Annotated in this window: 19 protein-coding genes; 11 read left to right on the top strand and 8 right to left on the bottom strand. The window is 66.5% G+C overall.

All coding sequences use genetic code 11. The annotated features are described in order from the left end of the window. Positions 1–34 precede the first annotated feature (34 nt). The gene (locus BJP62_RS03070; RefSeq protein WP_070526385.1) at positions 35–604 is read right to left on the bottom strand and encodes a phasin family protein; all 570 of its coding nucleotides are present in this window, start codon (positions 602–604) and stop codon (positions 35–37) included. 208 nt (positions 605–812) lie between these two features. Here BJP62_RS03070 and phaR point away from each other — a divergent pair, with 208 nt between their 5' ends. From phaR to recJ, 5 genes are all read left to right on the top strand, one after another. Next, the gene (gene phaR, locus BJP62_RS03065; RefSeq protein ID WP_070526382.1) at positions 813–1,451 is read left to right on the top strand and encodes a polyhydroxyalkanoate synthesis repressor PhaR; all 639 of its coding nucleotides are present in this window, start codon (positions 813–815) and stop codon (positions 1,449–1,451) included. A gap of 124 nt (positions 1,452–1,575) precedes the next feature. Continuing rightward, on the top strand, positions 1,576–2,898 hold the full coding sequence (rimO, locus tag BJP62_RS03060) for a 30S ribosomal protein S12 methylthiotransferase RimO (protein WP_070526380.1): 1,323 nt from the start codon (positions 1,576–1,578) through the stop codon (positions 2,896–2,898). After that, complete coding sequence (gene tcdA, locus BJP62_RS03055) at positions 2,895–3,683, top strand: tRNA cyclic N6-threonylcarbamoyladenosine(37) synthase TcdA (protein ID WP_070532221.1); 789 nt, start codon at positions 2,895–2,897, stop codon at positions 3,681–3,683. The genes rimO and tcdA overlap by 4 nt, the downstream gene beginning before the upstream one ends. A 50-nt stretch (positions 3,684–3,733) precedes the next feature. Then, positions 3,734–4,735 (top strand): hypothetical protein, encoded by a 1,002-nt coding sequence (locus BJP62_RS03050; RefSeq protein WP_070526377.1) that lies wholly within the window; start codon positions 3,734–3,736, stop codon positions 4,733–4,735. After that, positions 4,735–6,438 (top strand): single-stranded-DNA-specific exonuclease RecJ, encoded by a 1,704-nt coding sequence (gene recJ / locus BJP62_RS03045; RefSeq protein ID WP_070526375.1) that lies wholly within the window; start codon positions 4,735–4,737, stop codon positions 6,436–6,438. The genes BJP62_RS03050 and recJ overlap by 1 nt, the downstream gene beginning before the upstream one ends. Before the next feature lies 1 nt (position 6,439). On the opposite strand, the gene BJP62_RS03040 is transcribed toward recJ, so the two are convergent. Next, positions 6,440–6,673, bottom strand: a complete 234-nt coding sequence (locus BJP62_RS03040; protein WP_070526372.1) for a hypothetical protein — start codon at positions 6,671–6,673, stop codon at positions 6,440–6,442. Positions 6,674–6,801: 128 nt separating this feature from the next. Next, positions 6,802–7,074: a hypothetical protein gene (locus BJP62_RS18805; RefSeq protein WP_205700952.1), complete on the bottom strand. Its 273-nt coding sequence runs from the start codon at positions 7,072–7,074 to the stop codon at positions 6,802–6,804. Positions 7,075–7,079: 5 nt separating this feature from the next. Between BJP62_RS18805 and BJP62_RS03030 the strand changes: the two genes are divergently transcribed. After that, a complete protein-coding gene (locus BJP62_RS03030) occupies positions 7,080–8,318 on the top strand; it encodes a chitinase N-terminal domain-containing protein (protein WP_168163779.1) in 1,239 nt (412 codons plus the stop codon). A 61-nt stretch (positions 8,319–8,379) separates the two neighbouring features. On the opposite strand, the gene BJP62_RS03025 is transcribed toward BJP62_RS03030, so the two are convergent. From BJP62_RS03025 to BJP62_RS03005, 5 genes are all read right to left on the bottom strand, one after another. Then, positions 8,380–8,724, bottom strand: a complete 345-nt coding sequence (locus BJP62_RS03025; protein ID WP_070526364.1) for a cytochrome C oxidase subunit IV family protein — start codon at positions 8,722–8,724, stop codon at positions 8,380–8,382. A 146-nt stretch (positions 8,725–8,870) separates the two neighbouring features. Continuing rightward, positions 8,871–9,581 carry a heme-copper oxidase subunit III family protein gene (locus BJP62_RS03020; protein WP_070526361.1) on the bottom strand — a complete coding sequence of 237 codons (711 nt, stop codon included), beginning with the start codon at positions 9,579–9,581 and terminating at the stop codon, positions 8,871–8,873. Positions 9,582–9,612: 31 nt separating this feature from the next. Further along, complete coding sequence (locus BJP62_RS03015) at positions 9,613–10,200, bottom strand: cytochrome c oxidase subunit 3 (protein WP_070526359.1); 588 nt, start codon at positions 10,198–10,200, stop codon at positions 9,613–9,615. Then, the gene (gene ctaD, locus BJP62_RS03010) at positions 10,197–11,927 is read right to left on the bottom strand and encodes a cytochrome c oxidase subunit I (RefSeq protein WP_070526357.1); all 1,731 of its coding nucleotides are present in this window, start codon (positions 11,925–11,927) and stop codon (positions 10,197–10,199) included. Before ctaD ends, BJP62_RS03015 begins: the two co-directional genes overlap by 4 nt. Positions 11,928–11,936: 9 nt before the next feature. Continuing rightward, entirely contained in the window at positions 11,937–13,070 is a 1,134-nt protein-coding gene (locus BJP62_RS03005; protein WP_070526355.1) for a cytochrome c oxidase subunit II, read from the bottom strand. Between the two features lie 232 nt (positions 13,071–13,302). Here BJP62_RS03005 and BJP62_RS03000 point away from each other — a divergent pair, with 232 nt between their 5' ends. From BJP62_RS03000 to nirD, 5 genes are all read left to right on the top strand, one after another. Beyond that, the gene (locus BJP62_RS03000) at positions 13,303–13,878 is read left to right on the top strand and encodes an ANTAR domain-containing response regulator (RefSeq protein WP_070526352.1); all 576 of its coding nucleotides are present in this window, start codon (positions 13,303–13,305) and stop codon (positions 13,876–13,878) included. Between the two features lie 17 nt (positions 13,879–13,895). After that, positions 13,896–15,062, top strand: a complete 1,167-nt coding sequence (locus BJP62_RS02995) for a CmpA/NrtA family ABC transporter substrate-binding protein (protein WP_070526349.1) — start codon at positions 13,896–13,898, stop codon at positions 15,060–15,062. A gap of 403 nt (positions 15,063–15,465) precedes the next feature. Next, the gene (locus BJP62_RS02990; RefSeq protein WP_070526347.1) at positions 15,466–16,668 is read left to right on the top strand and encodes a NarK/NasA family nitrate transporter; all 1,203 of its coding nucleotides are present in this window, start codon (positions 15,466–15,468) and stop codon (positions 16,666–16,668) included. Between the two features lie 148 nt (positions 16,669–16,816). Further along, positions 16,817–19,261 carry a nitrite reductase large subunit NirB gene (gene nirB, locus BJP62_RS02985; protein WP_070526345.1) on the top strand — a complete coding sequence of 815 codons (2,445 nt, stop codon included), beginning with the start codon at positions 16,817–16,819 and terminating at the stop codon, positions 19,259–19,261. Continuing rightward, positions 19,258–19,587 carry a nitrite reductase small subunit NirD gene (gene nirD, locus BJP62_RS02980; RefSeq protein WP_070526343.1) on the top strand — a complete coding sequence of 110 codons (330 nt, stop codon included), beginning with the start codon at positions 19,258–19,260 and terminating at the stop codon, positions 19,585–19,587. The genes nirB and nirD overlap by 4 nt, the downstream gene beginning before the upstream one ends. The last annotated feature ends 10 nt before the right edge of the window (positions 19,588–19,597 follow it).

The following is a 19,597-nucleotide window of genomic DNA, read 5'->3' as shown; positions in this document are numbered from 1 at the left end:
CCATCGGCGCCCCTTGTCGGTCGGTCGCGAGCGCTTAGGCTGCGGCGCCACCGGCTGCAGCGGACTTCTTCGCTGCGGTCTTGACTGCATCGGCGGTCGCGGTGGTTGCGGCCTTGACCGATGCGTCGGCGAAGTCGGCGACCTGCTTGGCTGCCTTGGTCAGGCTGTCGACGGCAGCAGCGGTGGCCTGCACGGTCGACTTCACGGCGGCGACGGCGACGTCGGCGCCGGCCGGGGCCGACTTGACGAAGCGGTCAAGGCCCGAAACGACCTGCTTGTTGAAGGCGGTCGATTGTTCTTCGGCGATCTTGGTCAGTTCGGCCTGGGCTTGCGACGTGATTTCGTACACCTGGCGCGAATACTGGCCAAGGTGGTCAACGCCGGCTTCGAGCTGCTTCTGGCGCAGGGCGAGGGCTTCCTGTGCGTCCTTGACGGCGGCCAGCGACTTGACCTGCTTGGCGCCTTCCTCGAGGCCAGTCTTGGCGGTTTCAAGGTTCAGCTTGGACAGGCGCTCGGCCGAGTCCAGATAAATACGGGCAAAACGCAGTGCGGTTTCGACGTTTTCGGTGGCAAAATCGACGAACTGTTGTTGAGCTTGACTCATGGCGGCTTTTCCTCGAGATGGGTTGGCGTTTCGATGGCAGCGCTGTATTTGGGTATGATTTGTTGCTCTGCACAATCACGACCATTTTTGGATTGGTTACGGTATTTGTCAACCTGTTTTTTGTGCGCTGCAACATCTGCAGTTGCGAGGTGACGAGCGGTAGCGATCTACAATGCAGCCATCGAGCTGCAGACCAAAGGGAGCTGGCATGAGTGCCGAAGAAAAGCGCGTCATCAAGAAATACCCGAACCGTCGCCTGTATGACACGGCGACGAGCAGCTACATCACGCTGGCCGACGTCAAGCAACTGGTGCTCGACTGTATCGACATCCAGGTGGTCGACGCCAAGAGCGGCGAGGATATTACCCGCAGCGTGCTGCTGCAGATCATCATGGACGAGGAAGCGGGAGGCATGCCGCTGTTCAGCTATGACGTGCTGACGCAGATCATCCGCTTCTACGGCAATGCGATGCAGGGGCTGATGGGCAACTATCTCGAAAAGAACCTGCAACTGTTCGCCGAGATGCAGCATCGCCTGCAGGACCAGGCGTCGTCGGCGATGAGCGGCGACAACCCGATGCTTGGCAATGCCAATCTCTGGGGCGATTTCATGAAGTTCCAGGGGCCGGCGCTGCAAAGCATGATGGGCAATTACCTGGAGAGCAGCACCAATCTGTTCGTCGACATGCAGCAGCAGTTGCAGGATCGGGCCAAGAACCTGTTCACCGGTTTCGGCATGCCCGGTTATGGCAAGACCGAGGCGGAGCCCGACGAGCCCCAGCCTTCGGCGCCGCCGCAGGCCGAGCCGGCGAAGACGACGACGCGAAAACGCACTACCAAGAGCTAAGCGCTTGAATTAAAATCGCATGTTGTCCCTGCGGGCATGCCAGAACGGCATGCCCGCATCGTTTTGTACCGGCGCGGCGGAGCACGCGCGGTGAAGTGTGCGCCCGAGAGCGCCGGAGAATTGCATGTCCGCACCAAGAGTTGGGTTCGTTTCGCTGGGCTGTCCGAAGGCTTTGACGGACTCCGAGCAGATCATCACGCAGCTGCGTGCCGAGGGCTACGATATTTCGCCGTCGTATGACGATGCCGATCTGGTTGTCGTCAATACCTGTGGCTTCATTGATTCCGCCGTGCAGGAGTCGCTCGATGCGATCGGCGAGGCGCTGGCCGAGAACGGCAAGGTGATCGTCACCGGCTGTCTGGGCAGCAAGGAAGACGGCAACCTGATCCGCGAGACGCACCCGAAGGTGCTGGCGGTGACCGGCGCGCATGCACGCGACGAGGTGATGAACCACGTCCACCAGCACCTGCCCAAGCCGCACGACCCGTTCATGGATCTGGTGCCGCCGGCGGGGGTCAAGCTCACGCCGAAGCACTACGCCTACCTGAAGATTTCCGAAGGTTGCAACCACCGCTGCACCTTCTGCATCATTCCGAGCATGCGCGGCGACCTCGTGAGCCGGCCGATCCACGACGTGCTGAAGGAGGCCGAGAATCTGGCCAAGTCGGGCGTCAAGGAGCTGTTGATCATCTCGCAGGACACCAGCGCCTACGGTGTCGACGTCAAGTACAAGACCGGTTTCCACAACGGCCGGCCGGTGCGGACGCGGATGACCGAGCTGTGCGAGGAACTCGGCAAGCTCGGCATCTGGGCGCGACTGCATTACGTCTACCCGTATCCGCACGTCGACGAGGTCATTCCGCTGATGGCCGAGGGCAAGATCGTGCCTTACCTCGATATCCCGTTCCAGCACGCCAGCCAGCGCGTGCTCAAGCTGATGAAGCGTCCGGCCAACAGCGCCAACGTGCTCGAGCGCATCAAGAAGTGGCGCGAGATCTGTCCGGACCTGACGATCCGTTCGACCTTCATCGTCGGCTTTCCGGGCGAGACCGACGCCGATTTCGACGAGCTGCTGGCCTTCCTCGACGAAGCCCAGCTCGACCGCGTCGGCTGTTTCACCTATTCGCCGGTCGACGGCGCGACGGCGAACGATCTGCCGGACCACGTAGCGGCGGATGTCGCCGAAGACCGCAAACGCCGCTTCATGGAAAAGCAGGCGGCGATTTCCGCGGCGCGACTGCAGGCCAAGATCGGCCGCGAGTTCACCGTGCTCGTCGACGAGATCGACGACGAAGGCGCCGTGGCGCGCACCTATGCCGATGCACCGGAGATCGACGGGCTGGTGTTCTTCGAGCCGGCCGCCGGCGTGCGGCCGGGCGACTTCGTCAAAGTGCGGATCACCGACGCCGACGAGCACGACCTGTGGGCCGAGCAGATCGAAGGCTGACCGTGGATACCTCGTACGAGCGCCGCTTCGGCGGCATCGCCCGGCTTTACGGCGCTGCCGCGCTGGAGACATTCCGCGCTGCGCACGTCTGCGTGATCGGTGTTGGCGGCGTCGGCTCGTGGTCGGCCGAGGCGCTGGCGCGTTCCGGCATCGGCGCGATCACGCTGATCGACCTCGATGACATCTGCGTGTCGAACACCAACCGGCAACTGCCGGCCCTGGCCGGCCAGTACGGCAGGATGAAGGTCGCGGCGCTGGCCGAGCGCATCGTCGCGATCAACCCCGAATGCCGGGTGACGACGGTCGAGGATTTCGTCGATGCCGACAATCTGGCCGCACTGCTTGGCGTCGGTTTCGATTACGTCGTCGACGCGATCGATTCGGTCAAGACCAAGGCGGCGCTGATCCACTGGTGCCGGCGCAACAAGGTCAGCCTGATCACCACCGGCGGCGCCGGCGGCCAGATCGACCCGACGCAGGTGCAGGTCACCGATCTGGCCAGAACCACGCAGGACCCGCTCGCCAGCAAGGTCCGCAGCATCCTGCGGCGCGAGTACGGTTTCCCGAAGGGCGACAAGAAGTTCGGCATCGACTGCGTGTTCTCGACCGAGCCGCTCGTCTACCCGCAACTCGACGGCAGCGTCTGCGCGCAGAAACCGGCCGTCGGCGATTCGCCGGTGCGGCTCGATTGCGAGGGCGGTTTCGGCGCCAGCGTCGCGGTCACCGGCACCTTCGGTTTTGTTGCCGTCGCGCACCTGCTGAAGAAGCTCGCGACCAAGGTCTGATGCGGCTTCTCCGGCAAGGGACGGGGCACTCGGCGTGATAAAATCGGCCGATGCCCCTTCACCTTGTCCTCCCTTATTCCGACTGGGCGGCGCGCGACGAGATCGCCGCTTTTGCCCGGTCCGTTTCCCTGCCCGCGACGGCGATGCTGCTCGGCCGCGGAGCCCGCCGGCCGGCGCGGCCAGAGCCGCTCGAAACCTGGCTCGCCAACCGCTGCGGCCTGGGTGATCTGCCCGTTGCACCACTGACGATGGCGCTTGACCTGCCCGGCGAGGCGCCGGGTTTCTGGTTGCGGGCCGACCCGGTTCACTTGCGTGTCGATCGCGACCGCCTGCTGCTGGTCGATGCCGGACACTTTCCGCTGACGCAGGCCGAGGCCGACGGTCTGTGCGCCGGGCTGAACGCGCTGTATCGCGATGACGGCCTGCGCTTCGTGGCGGCGACGCCGTCGCGCTGGTACCTGCGGCTGCCGGCCGATCCGGGCCTCGTCTGGTCGCCGATCGACGCCGTGCTCGGGCGCGATGTCCGCGAGCATCTGCCCAAGGGCGACGGCGCGCTGCGCTGGCATGGCTTGCTGAACGAGATCCAGATGTGCCTCTACAACCATCCGGTCAATGACGCGCGCGTGGCCGCCGGCAAGCCGGCGATCCAGAGCGTCTGGCCCTGGGGGGGCGGCCAGTACCCGCTGGCCGACAAACCGGTCGCGCCGGCGCAGCCGGTGCTGAGCGACCTGCCGCTGGTGGCTGCGCTGACCCAGCACGGCGGCGGCCAGGCGAGGCCGGCGCCAAGCGATTTTGAGGCGGTTTCCGGTGATGCGGTCGTGGTTCTGGATACGCTGCGCGATGGCAACCTCTACGGTGATGCGCATGCGTGGCTGTCGGCCTGGCTGGCGCTCGAAACGGACTGGCTGGCACCGGCGCTGGCGGCGCTGAAGGGCGGCCGGCTCGACGAACTGGCGATCTCGATGCCCGAGGCGGGGTTTGCGGTCAAAGTCACCCAACGCACGTTGTGGGCGTTCTGGCGCAAGGCGGTGTTGCCGTGGGAGGTGGCCTGATGTCCCAGGTCCGTGCCCGCCCGGTCGCGAGCGACCACCAGCAGCGGCTGATGATGGAAGGCATGAGCGCGCTCGAGGCGCGGCTTTACGCGGCGCGCGGCATCGCGTCGCCGGCCGAGCTCGAGCACGACCTCAAGCGCCTGCTGCCGTTCACGACGATGAAGAACGCCACCGCTGCGGCCATCCGGCTCGCCGATGCGATCGCCGCGAAGGAGCGGCTGCTGATCGTCGCCGACTACGACGCCGACGGTGCGACCGCCTGCAGCGTCGGCATGAAAGGGCTGACGATGCTCGGTGCCGTCGTCGACTTCGTCGTACCCAACCGCTTCGAGTACGGCTACGGGCTGACGCCCGAAATCGTCGAGCTCGCCGCACAGAAGTCGCCCGACCTGATCGTCACCGTCGACAACGGCATTGCCAGCGTCGCCGGCGTCGCCGCGGCCAAGGCGCGCGGGATCGACGTACTGGTCACCGATCACCATCTGCCCGGCGACACCTTGCCCGACTGTCTGATCGTCAATCCGAACCAGCCCGGCTGCGACTTCCCGAGCAAGCATCTCGCCGGCGTCGGCGTGATGTTCTACGTGCTGATGGCGCTGCGCGCCGAGCTGCGCGCCCGCGGTGCGTTCGCCGATCCTTCCGCCGGTGCCGCCGAGCCGAATCTGGCGACGCTGCTCGATCTGGTCGCGCTCGGCACCGTCGCCGACGTCGTCAGGCTCGATGGCAACAACCGCATCTTGGTCGAGCAGGGCCTGCGTCGGATGCGCGCCGGTCGCGCCAGCGCCGGGGTGATGGCGCTGTTTGCCGCCGCCGGCCGCAATCCGGCCAAGGCAAGCTGCTTCGACCTCGGCTTCACGCTCGGCCCACGGCTCAACGCTGCCGGCCGGCTCGACGACATGAGCTTCGGCATCGCCTGCCTGTTGTCGGCGTCCGAGGAGGATGCATTGCCGCGTGCGCGCGAGCTTGACCAGCTCAACCGCGCCCGCCGTGACATCGAGGCCGGCATGCGCGAGGAAGCCGAAGCCGCGCTGCAAAGCGTCGCGATCGACGCGCGCTACTGCATTACGCTGTACCGGCCGGACTGGCATCAGGGCGTGATCGGCATCGTCGCCTCACGGGTCAAGGAGCGTTACCACCGGCCGACCATCGTGTTTGCCGATGCGAGCGACACCGAGGTCAAGGGCTCGGGCCGGTCGATTCCGGGCCTGCACCTGCGCGATGCGCTTGATCTGGTGTCGAAACGCCATCCGGACCTGATCGTCAAGTTCGGCGGCCACGCGATGGCGGCGGGGCTGAGTCTGCGGCCGAACGACATCGGCCGCTTCCAGACGGCGTTCGAAGCCGTGTGCCGCGAGCTGATGAGTGAGTCCGCGCTCGAGCGCGTGATCGAAACCGACGGCGAGCTGCCGGCGGCGGATTTCTGCTTCGAAACGGCCGAGCGGATCGAGCGCCAGGTCTGGGGACAGGGCTTTCCGGCGCCGCTGTTCCACGGGCATTTCCGCGTGCTCGAGCAGCGGGTCGTCGGCGAGCGCCACCTCAAGGTCAAGCTCGCCAACGATCACGGCATGGTGCTCGACGGCATCCGTTTCCAGCACCCGGATCCGCTACCGCGCGACGTGACGGCCGTGTACGGTTTGTCGGTCAACGAATTCCGCGGCGAGCGCATCCTGCAGGTGATGCTCGATCACGTCGAGGCCACCTGAGCTATTTGCACTCGATGGTGATCGCGTAAACGTCGTCGGTTTCGTGCGGGTTGCCGATCAGCCCGTAGCCCTTGGGGCAGAGGTCGTGCGCTTCGTCGAAACTGTCGGCGGCGCTGCCGGTTTCGATATGATGGACGGGTTTGCCGTTGGGGCCGAATTCGGCGGTTTCGACCGAGGCGCAGCCGGCGAGCCAGGCGGCGCCGAGCAGCGCTGCTGCGAAGAGCGGTGTTTTCATGATGTCCGTGATTGGCGGTGCGGTAGGGCATTGTTGCGATTTGTGGTTGTCATCTACAACTGAAATAGTGGCGCGAGCCGCGATGGTCACGGCAGGAGGTGGCGGGTGGTTGGTACAGCATTCATTCGTTACGGGCTGCCCGGTGTCGCGCTGCTGCTTTCGGCCTGCACCGTGGTGACGGTGACCGGTGCGGTGGTCGGGACAGCGGTATCGGTGACGACGAGCGCGGTCGGGCTCGCGGTCGACGGCACGGTTGCGGCCGGCAAGGGCGTGGTTGCCGCTGGCGGCATGGCGGCCGGGGCGATATCGTCCAGACCGACGGCGAGCGAAGCCAGTTCGGCCAGCGGCGTCGCCAACCAATCGCGGTAAGCGGGAGAGGAAAACCATGCGCGCAATCGCATTCGCCATGACTTTGTTTGCCGCGCCGGCCATGGCGGGCACGGTGCTCACGCCGGCCGAGGCGTATGCGCTCGGCGATGCCGCGTGTACACCGCTGAAGAACGGCCTGCTCGACTGCCAGACGGTTGCCGCACCGCCACCGCCGCCCGCATCGGACCCCGCTATCCGGCCGCTTGACCCGATGTTTGCGCCGGCGACGCAGGTTTTCCCGGCGCCGAGCGCCGAAGCGCCGATCCTGCCGAGCTTTGATCCGGTGCCGGCCCGGCCGGACGGCGACACCGTCGAGATCGGCTGGGATATCGGCTTCGGGACGGTGGCGAGCTGGTGGGAGGTGTACGACAACGAAGCCCTGCGGCTGAAATCGCGCAACTTCGTCCAGCGCCCGCTCGGCGCCGCGCCGCTGGGCGAGAACGTGCCGGCGAGCGAGGGAATGATCGTCCAGGGGGGCGTGCAGTCGCTGTCGGTGCAGAGCGGCGTCTACAGGCTCGGCCCGTTGACGCCGGGACGGCACGTGATCGAGGTGCGGCTGTGCAACCCGGACGTCGATGGCAAGCCGCTGTGCACGGGCAAGACCTTCGAGGCCTGGGTCGGCGGCAAGGACGAGCAGGCCGGGGGGCTGCCCGACAAGCCGCAATTCGACTGGATTCCGCAGATCACCACCGGCGAGCCGATCACGGTGGGCTGGAACATGTGGTGGGGGCGGACCGGCAGCTACTGGCAGTTGCTCGACGACAAACAGGTGCTGCTCGAGTCGCGCGAGTTCGGCGAACACACCGAGCACAGCCAGTCGGGGCAGACGGTGCTGAAGGGGCTGGCGGCGGGCAAGCACAGCCTGCAGGTGCGGCTGTGCAATGCGCTGCAGTGCGCCGACAGCGACCCGGCGCCGGTCGAGGTGCTGTTGCCGCCGGCGGCGCCGTCCAAACCGTTGCTGGCGCTGCAGCCGCTGGACAACGGCTGGTGGCTGCTGCGCTGGTCCTTGCCGAAATCCACCCAGCTCGTCAGGCCGACCGACTGGCAGTTGCTCGATGCCGACGTGCCGGCGGTGCTGATGCACGAACGCGCAGTGCGCGCGTGCCAGGTGTCCGACGACACGCAGCAGACCGTGGCGAGCTACTGCGGCGAAGCCCGGATTGCCAGGTCCGCCATGCCGGCGCAGTTGCTCGTCCGGGTCTGCGCCGGCCAGCGCTGCGTCGACAGCGATACGGTGCCGGTGGTGATGCTGCTGGCGACGCCGGAAACGGAGTGAGCGGTGTGGGGCGCCTGCGTGCGCCGGGTCGGCGCATCGGGGGCAGGGCGATTCAATGACGCTAAGGCCGCTGCGGCTGTCCTTCCTCCGCCACCGGTGCGGCGAAATGAGTGCCGCGGGCGTTGAAGATGTACTCGGCCTCGAACGCCATCAGGCTTGCCAGCAGCAGCAGGCACAGTGGCGGCAGCAGGATCGCGCAGACGAGGGCGAGCCGCTCCCACGCCATGTGCATGAAGACGCAGACGATCAGGCCCGCCTTGTACAGCATGAAGGTCATGACCAGTGTCCAGCGCAGCGCGCCCTGAACCTGTAAGTAGTCGACCAGGTACGAGCAGGCGCTGAGGATGAAGAGCAGCCCCCAGATGATCAGGTACAGGCTGACCGGATGTTGCTGGCCGTGTTCCATGATGGCCTCCAAAAGCGACACTCAAACGTCCAATGCTGTTTAACGCAGTGCACAAAACGCCGATGGCAAGGCGTGCGAAGCGCAGACAGTACAAACGGGTACGGCAAGCGAGCACAACACAGCAAGCGGCGTTTTGTGAGCAGCGTTCACCACAGGTAAAAGAACGCAAAGATGAATACCCAGACCAGATCGACGAAATGCCAGTACAGGCCGGCGATCTCGACGCGATCGGCGTCGCCGGGTCGTCCATCACCGGGCGGCTCATCGTCGTGGCGCCTGAGCAGCCGAATGGCGACGGTGGCGAGGTAGGCCACGCCGGCGCTGACGTGCAGGCCGTGAAAGCCGGTGATCATGAAGAAGCACGCGCCGAACTGCGCCGCACCGAGCGGGTTGTTCCACGGCCGCACGCCCTCCGTGATCAGCTTGGTCCACTCGAACGCCTGCATGCCGACGAAGGTTGCGCCCAGCGCGGCGGTGACCAGCATCAGCGCGGCGGCGCGGCCCCGCTCGCGGCGGCAGGCGAAGTTGACCGCCATCGCCATCGTGCCGCTGCTGCTGATCAGCACGAAGGTCATGATGGCGATCAGCAGCAGCGGCAACCGGCTTGCGCCGACCTGCAGCGCGAACACCTCGCTCGGGTTGGGCCAAGGCTCGGCCGTGGTCATGCGCACCGCCATATAGCCGCTGAGGAAGATGCCGAAGATGAAGGTGTCGGACAGCAGGAACACCCACATCATCGCCTTGCCCCAGGGCACTTTGAACGTCTCGCGGTCGGCGGACCAGTCGGCCGCCAGACCGTCCAGACCGGTCGGTGCGGCGGTCCCGGCGGCGGGGGAAGAGGGGGTCGGATCAGGCATGTTGATCAACCTCGGTGGGTCTGGGGCCTGTTTACAGGCCCTGGCCGCTGCCGCAAATGGCCTGCAGCGTGGCCGGCGGGATCAGGAAGAGCACGCCGTACAGCAGCAGCCAGACCAGCAGCATGAAGTGCCAGTAGCGTGCGCACAGGCGCGTGCCGGGCACGGTGTCCGCGCCGCGCCGCGCACGGACCAGCAACACGCCCAGCACGGCCAGCCCGCCGAGCACATGCACGCCGTGCAGGCCGGTCAGCAGGTAGAAAAAGCTGTTGGCCGGATTGCCTGCCACGCCAAATCCCAGCGACTGCAGTTGCTGCCAGGCCAGCAGCTGGCCGGCCAGAAAGGCGCAGCCGAACAGGCCGCCGAGCCGGAGCGCGCGCTTCGCGCCGGGGCGCATTGCGGCCGACTGCAATGCGATGCCGGCCAGCAGCAGCGCCAGCGTGTTCCAGCGCAGCAGCGCCGGCTCGGGCAGGCGTTGCCAGTCCGGGCTGCCCAGCCGGACTGCGTACGCCTGGATGAACTGCAGGAACAGCACCGTGATCACGGCGATCAGCACCCACAGGCCGATCCGGGCGGCGGCATCCGCGGTGGCGCGATCCGGTCGGGCGGCGGCGTCGTTCATGGCGTGTCCTTTTCACCGCCGCCCAGCGGCGACGTCGAGGTCTGCGGCAGGAAATCCTCGTCGGCGCCCGGCACGCTGTAGTCGTAGGGCCAGCGGTGCACCTCCGGCAAGTCCGGCCCCCAGTTGCCATGGCCGGGCGGGGTTTGCGGCGTCTGCCATTCCAGCGTGGTTGCGCCCCAGGGGTTGGGGCCGGACGGCTGGCCCTTGAACGCGCTGCGGGCAAGGTTGTAGAGGAACACCAGCTGGAACGCGCCGACGACCAGCGCGGCGACGGTGATGAAGGCGTTCAGCTGCTGCGCGGAGGCCGGGATGAAGGCGTAGCCGTCGTACGCGTGATAGCGGCGCGGCATGCCGAGGATGCCGAGGTAGTGCATCGGAAAGTAGATCGCGTAGCTGCCGACGAACGTCACCCAGAAATGCAGCTTGCCGAGCGTGTCGTTCAGCATCCGGCCGGTGACTTTCGGGTACCAGTGGTAGATGCCGCCGAAAATCGCCAGGATCGGCGACACGCCCATCACCATGTGGAAGTGGGCAACGACGAAGTAGGTGTTCGACAGCGGCATGTCGGTGCTGACATTGCCGAGGAAGAGCCCGGTCAGGCCGCCGATCACGAAGGTGCTGACGAAGCCGATGGCGAACAGCATCGGTACCGTCAGATGTATGCTGCCGCGCCACAGCGTAAGCAGCCAGTTGTAGACCTTGATTGCGGTCGGCACGGCGATGACCAGCGTGGTGGTGGCGAAAAAGAAGCCGAACCAGGGGTTCATGCCGCTGACGTACATGTGGTGCGCCCACACGATGAAGCTGAGCACGCCGATGATGACGATGGCCCACACCATCATCCGGTAGCCGAAGATGTTCTTGCGCGCATGGGTGCTGATCAGGTCGGAGACGATGCCGAACGCCGGCAGCGCCACGATATAGACCTCGGGGTGGCCGAAGAACCAGAACAGGTGCTGGAACAGGATCGGGCTGCCGCCCTTGTACGCGAGCGCCTGCCCCATCGACACGATGGCGGGCATGAAGAAGCTGGTACCGAGCAGCTTGTCGAACAGCATCATCACCGCGCTGACGAACAGCGCCGGAAAGGCCAGCAGCGCCATGATGGTGGCGACCCATATTCCCCACACCGTCAGCGGCAGGCGCATCAGCGTCATCCCGCGCGTACGCGCCTGCAGCACCGTGGTCACGTAGTTGAGGCCGCCCATCGTTGCGGCGACGATGAAGATCGCCAGCGACACCAGCATCAGCACGATGCCGCCGCCGCTGCCGGGCGTGCCGGGCAGGATCGCTTGCGGCGGGTACAGCGTCCAGCCCGCGCCGGTCGGGCCGCCGGGCACGAAAAAGCTCGCCATCAGCACCAGCACCGCCAGCAGGTACACCCAGTAGCTGAGCATGTTGAGGAAGGGGAGCACCATGTCCCGCGCGCCGACCATCAGCGGGATCAGGTAATTGCCGAAGCCGCCGAGGAACAGCGCGGTCAGCAGGTAGATCACCATGATCATCCCGTGCATGGTGACAAACTGGTAATAGCGTGCGGCGTCGATCCACGGAAACTGGCCCGGAAAACCGATCTGCAGCCGCATCAGGTTGGACAGAACCAGCGCGACCAGCCCGACCGCAATCGCGGTGACCGTGTATTGCACCGCGATCACCTTGTGGTCCTGGCTCCATACGTAGCGGGTCCAGAAGCTGCGTGGTGCGTGATCGTGTTCCGGATAGCTCATGACGTTCCCTCAGCGTTGCGTGGTATTCGCCGCAGGCTTGCCGGACAGCGATTTGATGTAGGCGACCAGCGCGTCGACCTCCTGATCGCTCAGGTCGGCCTTGGGCATGATGGGCTGGAAGCCCTCGACCAGCGTCGCGTTCGGCGCGGTGATCGCTTCCCGCAGATAGGCCTCGTCGACCAGCGCGGTCTTGCCGCCCGCCAGCTTCTCGCGCTTGCCGTACAAGCCCTGCCAGCCCGGCCCGACGCCGGAACCGGCCGTCGGGCTGTGGCAGGCCACGCAGCCCTTGCCCTGTGCCAGTGCCTGTCCCCGGCTGACCAGCGTCGTTCCCGGCGCCGCCGCACCGGGTTTGGCGGCGGGCGGTGCCATGCCCGCCTGCTGCCTGCCCAGCCATGCCCGATACGCGGCCTCGTCGTCGACGACCACAAGGCCGCGCATGCTGGCGTGACCCACGCCGCACAACTGTGCGCACAGGATCTCGAATCGCCCCGTTCTGGTTGGCGTGAGCCAGAGCGAGGTGACCATGCCCGGCACCATGTTCATCCGGGTCCGGAAGGGCTGGACGAAGAAGTCGTGCAGCACGTCCTGCGAGCGCAGCAGGATCTTCACCGGCCGGTTCACCGGCAGATGCACCTCGGGTGCGTCGATCAGCACATCGTCGCGTCCGCGCGGGTCGGCCGGATCAAGGCCGAACGGATTGGCCGGGCCGACGAAGCGCACGTCGGTCGCACCCAGCCGGCCGTCGTCGCCGGGCAGGCGGAAGCGCCACTGCCACTGCCGGCCGACGGCCTCGATGACCGTGGACCCCGGCGGTGCGTTGATCAGGTCGCCATACACGAACAGCCCCGGCGCCAGCATGGCGGCGATGCCTGCCGCGGTCAGCCAGATCAGCCTCCATTCCAGCTTGCGGTTGCCCGGCTGGTAGGCGGCACGATGGCCGTCGCGGTGACGGAAGAGGACGACGCAGTAGGCGATGAAGACATTGACCGCAATGAAGACCGCGCCGGTGATCAGCAGGGTGATGGCCAGCGTGGTGTCGATCAGCGCCCAGTTGGAGGCCAGCGGCGTGTACCACCACGGGCTGAAGACGTGGAACAGAACCGCCGCGATGACCAGTGCGATCAGTACGATTGCGAGCGCCATGGGATGCCTGCCTGTCGCCGGCCCCGAACGCGTGGCATGCCCATGCTTCGGGACTTGCGTCGTTTTACGCTAGCACATCGTGACCGGCGCACCGGTCCGGCGGGGCAATCGGGCGATGACCTGCGGTTTTGCCCGATATCGGGCGGCCGGGGAAGGAGGGGGGGCGGGCCGTGCCGACCCCGGCACGCAACTTGCTTGGACTATGCTGGTTCCTATGCAAAGTCCAGCCCACATGCTTCGCGTCCTGCTCGTCAACGACACTGCCAAGGCCATCGGCGCACTGCGCGATGCGCTCGAGCACGCCGGCTACACGGTGACCGCCGAGGTCACCGGCGCCGCCGCCCTGTTGCGGGCGGTCGAAACGCAGCGTCCCGACGTGGTGATCATCGACACCGAATCGCCGTCGCGCGACACGCTCGAACAGCTCGCGGTGATGGGGCACGCGGCGCCGCGGCCGGTGGTGATGTTCGCCGACCGCGGCGAGCCGCAACTGATCCGCGACGCCGTCGGCGCTGGCGTCACCGCCTATGTCGTCGACCACGTCGGTGCCGACAAGCTTGCGCCGATCATCGAGCTGGCGCTGGCCCGCTTCGAGGAAGAGGCAAAGCTGAAGAAGCGGCTGGCGGATGTCGAGCAGCAACTGGCCGACCGCAAGCTGATCGACCGGGCCAAGGGCATCCTGATGGACAAGCGCGGCCTGAGCGAGGCCGAGGCGTTTTCAACCTTGCGCGACCAGGCGATGAAGCAGGGCATCAAGATCGCCGAAGTCGCGCGGCAACTGATCGCGATGTCCGGTCTTCTGGGCTGATCGCGAGGGTCAAAGCGATGTCACACCTGTATGAATCCTTGCCCGGCTACCGGATCACGGGCTCCGACGCGCCGGAAAAAGCCGTGCTCCGGCTCGGCTTCGTGCCGCTGTCCGACTGCGCGCCGCTGGTCGCGGCCAAGGTGCTCGACCTTGGGCGCCGTCATGGCATCGCGATCGAGCTGCACCGACAGCCGTCGTGGGCGGCGGTGCGCGACAAGCTGATCTCGGGCGAGCTCGATGCCGCACATGCGCTCCACGGCCTCGTTTACGGCGTGCAGCTCGGCATCGGCGGGCCGCAGGCCGACATGGCCGTGCTGATGACGCTGAACCGGAACGGCCAGGCGATCACGCTCTCGACCCGGCTGGCCGACGCGCTGCAGGCCGGCCGCGGGCTGCGCGAGCTGCTGGCGTCCGAATCGCGGCAGCACGTGTTCGCGCAGACCTTCCCGACCGGCACGCATGCGATGTGGCTGTATTACTGGCTGGCGGCGCAGGGCATCGACCCGTTGGGCGACATCAAGGCCGTGGTGATTCCGCCGCCGCAGATGAGCGACGCGCTGGCTTCGGGGCTGCTCGACGGCTACTGTGCCGGCGAGCCGTGGCACGCGGTTGCCGAGGCCGAAGGGCTGGGGCGGACCGTGGTGCGCAGCGGCGAAATCTGGCCCGACCACCCCGAGAAGGTGCTCGCGTGCCGGCGCGATTTCGTCCGGCAATGCCCGAACGCCGCGCGGGCGCTGACGATGACGCTGCTCGAGGCCTGCCGCTGGCTCGACGACCCCGGGCACCGGCGCGAGGCCGCCGGCTGGCTCTCCGGCCCCGGCTATGTCGGCCGTGCCAGCGCGCTGATCATGCCGCGGCTTCTGGGCGACTACGGCCGGCTTGGCGACACCGCGCCGCTGATGCGTTTTTTCGATGGCGGCAGCGTCAACTACCCGTACCTCTCGGACGGGCTGTGGTTCCTCAGCCAGTACCGGCGCTGGGGGCTGTGGTCCGGCGACGCCGACATGCTGGCGATCGCACGCGCGATCAACCAGACCGCGCTGTACGGCGAGGCCGCGTCGAACCTCGGCGTGCCGCAGCCGGCCAGCCCGATGCGCCGCAGCGTGCTGATGGACGGCCGCGTCTGGGACGGCAGCGATCCGCAAGCCTATGCGGACGGTTTCGACATCCGCATCAAGCCCTGATCGCCTGCCTGCGCGCCTTATCCGGCCCGGTGCGGCCATGGAAAGACCGTAGACGGACTCCGAGCGGACGGCCGGCACCGACGTGCCGATCTGCGCATCAAGCTGCGATGCTGCAGTGCGCAAATACCGTGCGATACCGCGCTACTTGCACCGATGCGGTGCGCCGGAATCGTCCGCAGCGCTGCGCAATACGGGCAAATTCCCATGCTGTACGGATAAAACCTTTCTGGCACGGCCCTTGCTAGATACGAAGTGACCGGCGCAATGGCGCGCCGGGCACCGAATGCAAAGCGACAAGGCCAACGGCGGTCTTCACGCTCAAGGACAACGGCGTCCCTCCATGTTTTCCACGACATGGGCGGACGCCGTTTTTGTTTTCTGATCGAGCTTGGGAGAGTCAACCATGAACCGTTCCTTCTGGCGTGCCGGGCATACGCCGACGCTGTTTTCCGCCTTCCTCTATTTCGACCTCAGCTTCATGGTCTGGTACCTGCTGGGGCCGCTGCAGGTGCAGATCGCCGGCGACCTCAACCTGACGACGCAGCAGCGCGCGCTGATGGTTGCCACGCCGATCCTCGCCGGCGCGCTGCTGCGGCTGGTGATGGGCGTGCTGGTCGACCGGATCGGCGCCAAGCGCGCCGGGCTGATCGGCCAGCTCATCGTCATCGCCGCCTTGTTCACCGCCTGGCAGGTCGGCTTCTCGACGCTGACCGGCGCGCTGACGCTCGGGCTCTTCCTCGGCGTTGCCGGCGCCTCGTTCGCCGTGGCGCTGCCGCTGGCCTCGCGCTGGTATCCGCCCGAGCATCAGGGCACGGCGATGGGCATCGCCGGCGCCGGCAACTCGGGCACCGTCCTCGCCGCGCTGTTCGCGCCGATGCTGGCGGTGGCCTTCGGCTGGCAGAACGTCTTCGGCCTGGCGTGCATCCCGCTGGTGCTGACGCTGGTGATCTACGCGCTGACCGCCAGGGACGCGCCGGGCGCCGCGCCGAAGAAGCGCCTTGGCGATTATCTGGCCGTGCTCGGCGAGAAGGACGCGTGGTGGTTCATGTTCTTCTACGCGATCACCTTCGGCGGCTTCTCCGGCTTTGCCAGCGCCTTGCCCGGTTACTTCCACGACCAGTTCGGCTTCGACGCCAAGACCGCCGGTTTCTACACCGCCGCCTGCGTGCTGGCCGGCTCGGTGATGCGCCCGATCGGCGGTGTACTGGCCGACAAGGTCGGCGGCACCAAGTCGCTGCTCGTCGTCTACACGGCCACCGCCGCGCTGATCGCCGCCGCCGGCTTCGGTCTGGGTGGCTCGGCCGGTACGGTCACGCTGTTCATCGCAGCGATGCTGTTCCTCGGCGCAGGCAACGGTGCGGTGTTCCAACTGGTGCCGCAACGCTTCGGCAAGGAAATCGGCGTGATGACCGGCCTGATCGGCATGGCGGGTGGTGTCGGCGGCTTCGCGCTGGCGGCAAGTCTGGGGGCGATCAAGCAGGCCACCGGCGACTACGCAAGCGGCTTGTGGCTGTTCGCCTGCATCGCCGCGCTGGGCTGGATGAGCCTGGCCGGGGTGAAACAGCGGTGGCGCAGCGACTGGTCGGTTGCGGCGGCACGGGTCTGAATCTGCTGCGCAGGCGATATGCGGCGTTGCGCGCTCCTCGAACTCCTCATGGGCTAATACCCATTCCGGGTTCTGTGGTGCGGGCGCCTTGCCTCTCGCCTGCTCGCGACGATTCATCACTAATTGAACAACTGAAGCGGGAATGATTATGAAAAAGCCCAAACTCGTCGTCGTCGGCAACGGCATGGCCGGCATCCGTACCGTCGAAGAGCTGCTGACGCTGGCGCCCGATCTGTACGAGATCGCCGTGTTCGGCGCCGAGCCGCACCCGAACTACAACCGCATCCTGCTGTCGCCGGTGCTGGCCGGCGAGCAGGAATTCAAGGACATCGTCCTGAACCCGCTGTCGTGGTACGCGGAAAACGGCATCCGCCTGCATCTGGGCAAGAGCGTCGCGCGGATCGACCGGCACCGCCGCACCGTCGTTGCCGACGACGGCACCGAGGAGCCGTACGACCGGCTGCTGCTCGCGACAGGGTCAATGCCCTTCATCCTGCCGGTGCCGGGCAAGGATCTGAAGGGCGTGATCAGCTACCGCGACATCTACGATACCGAGACGATGATCGAAACCGCCCTGACCAAGAAGCACGCGGTGGTGATCGGTGGCGGGCTGCTGGGGCTGGAAGCGGCCAACGGGCTGAAGATTCGCGGCATGGACGTGACCGTCGTGCATCTGGGCGAGTGGCTGCTCGACAAGCAGCTCGACGTGACCGCCGGCAAGCTGCTGCAGGATTCGCTTGAGGAGCGTGGTTTGTCCTTCCTGCTGCAGAAGCAGACCGCCGAGCTGGTCGGCAACGATGCCGGCGAAGTGACCGCGGTGCGTTTCAAGGACGGCGACGAGGTCGCGGCCGATCTGGTCGTGATGGCCGTCGGCATCCGCCCGAACACCGCACTGGCCGAATCGGCGGGGCTGCACTGCAACCGCGGCGTCGTCGTCAGCGATGCGCTGCAGACGTTCGACCCGCGCATCTACGCGGTCGGCGAGTGCGTCAGCCATCGCGGCGTCGCCTACGGGCTGGTCGCGCCGTTGTTCGAGCAGGCCAAGGTCTGCGCCAACCATCTGGCACAGCTCGGCATCGGCCAGTACAAGGGCTCGGTGCTGTCGACCAAGCTCAAGGTCACCGGCATCGACCTGTTCAGCGCCGGCGACTTCATGGGCGGCGAGGGCACCGAGGACATCGTGCTGTCCGACCCGGCCGGCGGCGTCTACAAGAAGCTCGTGATCAAGGACGACCAGCTCGTCGGCGCCTGCCTGTACGGCGACACCGCCGACGGCGCGTGGTACTTCAAGCTCTTGCGCGAGGGCCGCAAGATCGCCGACCTGCGCGATCACATCATGTTCGGCGAATCGGCGATCGGCGATGCCGGCGTGCAGGGCCAGAGCCGTGCCGGTGCGATGCAGGACAGCGACGAGGTCTGCGGCTGCAACGGCGTGTGCAAGGGCACCATCGTCAAGGCGATCAAGGACAAGGGGCTGTTCACCGTCGACGACGTCAAGAAGCACACCAAGGCGGCGAGTTCGTGCGGCTCGTGTACCGGCCTGGTCGAGCAGATCCTGATGAACACGCTGGGTACCAGCTTCCAGGAGGCGCCGAAGACCAAGGCGATCTGCGGCTGTACCGACCGCACCCACGGCGAGGTGCGCAAGGCCGTCCGCGAGCACCACCTGACCAGCCACAAGGCCGTCTACGACTTCCTCGAATGGCGCACGCCGAACGGCTGCGCGACGTGCCGGCCGGCGGTCAACTACTACCTGATCTCGACCTGGCCCAAGGAGGCCGTCGACGACCCGCAAAGCCGCTTCGTCAACGAGCGCGTCCACGCCAACATCCAGAAGGACGGCACGTTCTCGGTGATTCCGCAGATGAAGGGTGGCGTGACCAACTCGTCCGAATTGCGCCGGATCGCCGACGTCGCCGACAAGTACCACGTGCCCATGGTCAAGGTCACCGGCGGCCAGCGCATCGACCTGCTGGGTGTGAAGAAGGAAGACCTGGTCAACGTCTGGAAGGACCTCGGCATGCAGTCGGGCCACGCCTACGGCAAGTCGATCCGCACGGTGAAAACCTGCGTCGGCAGCGAGTTCTGCCGCTTCGGCACGCAGAACAGCACGCAGATGGGCATCGACCTCGAAACCATGCTCGCCAACATGTGGTCGCCGCACAAGGTCAAGCTCGCCGTCTCCGGCTGCCCGCGCAACTGCGCCGAATCGGGGATCAAGGACGTCGGCGTGATCGCGGTCGACAGCGGCTGGGAGCTGTATGTCGGCGGCAACGGCGGCATCAAGACCGAGGTCGCGCAGTTCCTCTGCAAGGTGAAGACCAGCGACGAGGTCAAGGCGTACACCGGCGCCTTCCTGCAGCTCTACCGCGAGGAGGCGTACTACCTCGACCGCACCGTGCATTACATCGCCCGTGTCGGCCTCGACTACATCAAGCAGAAGGTCGTCGACGACGCGGACTCCCGCCGTGCGCTGTACGAGCGGCTGCTGTATTCGCTCGAAGGGCTGCCCGACCCGTGGGCGGCGCGGATCGCCGGCGCGCAGAAGAACGAATACATCCCGATCAAACTCGTCGAAGGAGCGCCGGCATGAGCACGCTGACCGTAAGCGAACACTGGCTGCGCGTCTGCGCGGTTGCCGACATCCCGGTGCTGGGCAGCCGGGTGATCGAGCGCGAAGCCGGCAATATCGCCGTGTTCCGTACCGCGACCGACAGCGTGTTTGCCTTGCTCGACCGCTGCCCGCACAAGGGTGGCCCCTTGAGCCAGGGCATCGTCCACGGCGAAGCGGTGACCTGCCCGCTGCACAGCTGGAACATCGACCTGACATCGGGCGAAGCCCGGGCGTCCGACGTCGGCTGTGCGCGGCGGTTTCCCGTCAAAGTAGAAAACGGCGAAGTTTTCCTCGCATTGAGCTGAGGGCTGTAAT

Source organism: Jeongeupia sp. USM3 (assembly GCF_001808185.1).
Taxonomy (GTDB): domain Bacteria; phylum Pseudomonadota; class Gammaproteobacteria; order Burkholderiales; family Chitinibacteraceae; genus Jeongeupia.
This window is presented reverse-complemented; position numbering and strand designations above follow the sequence as displayed.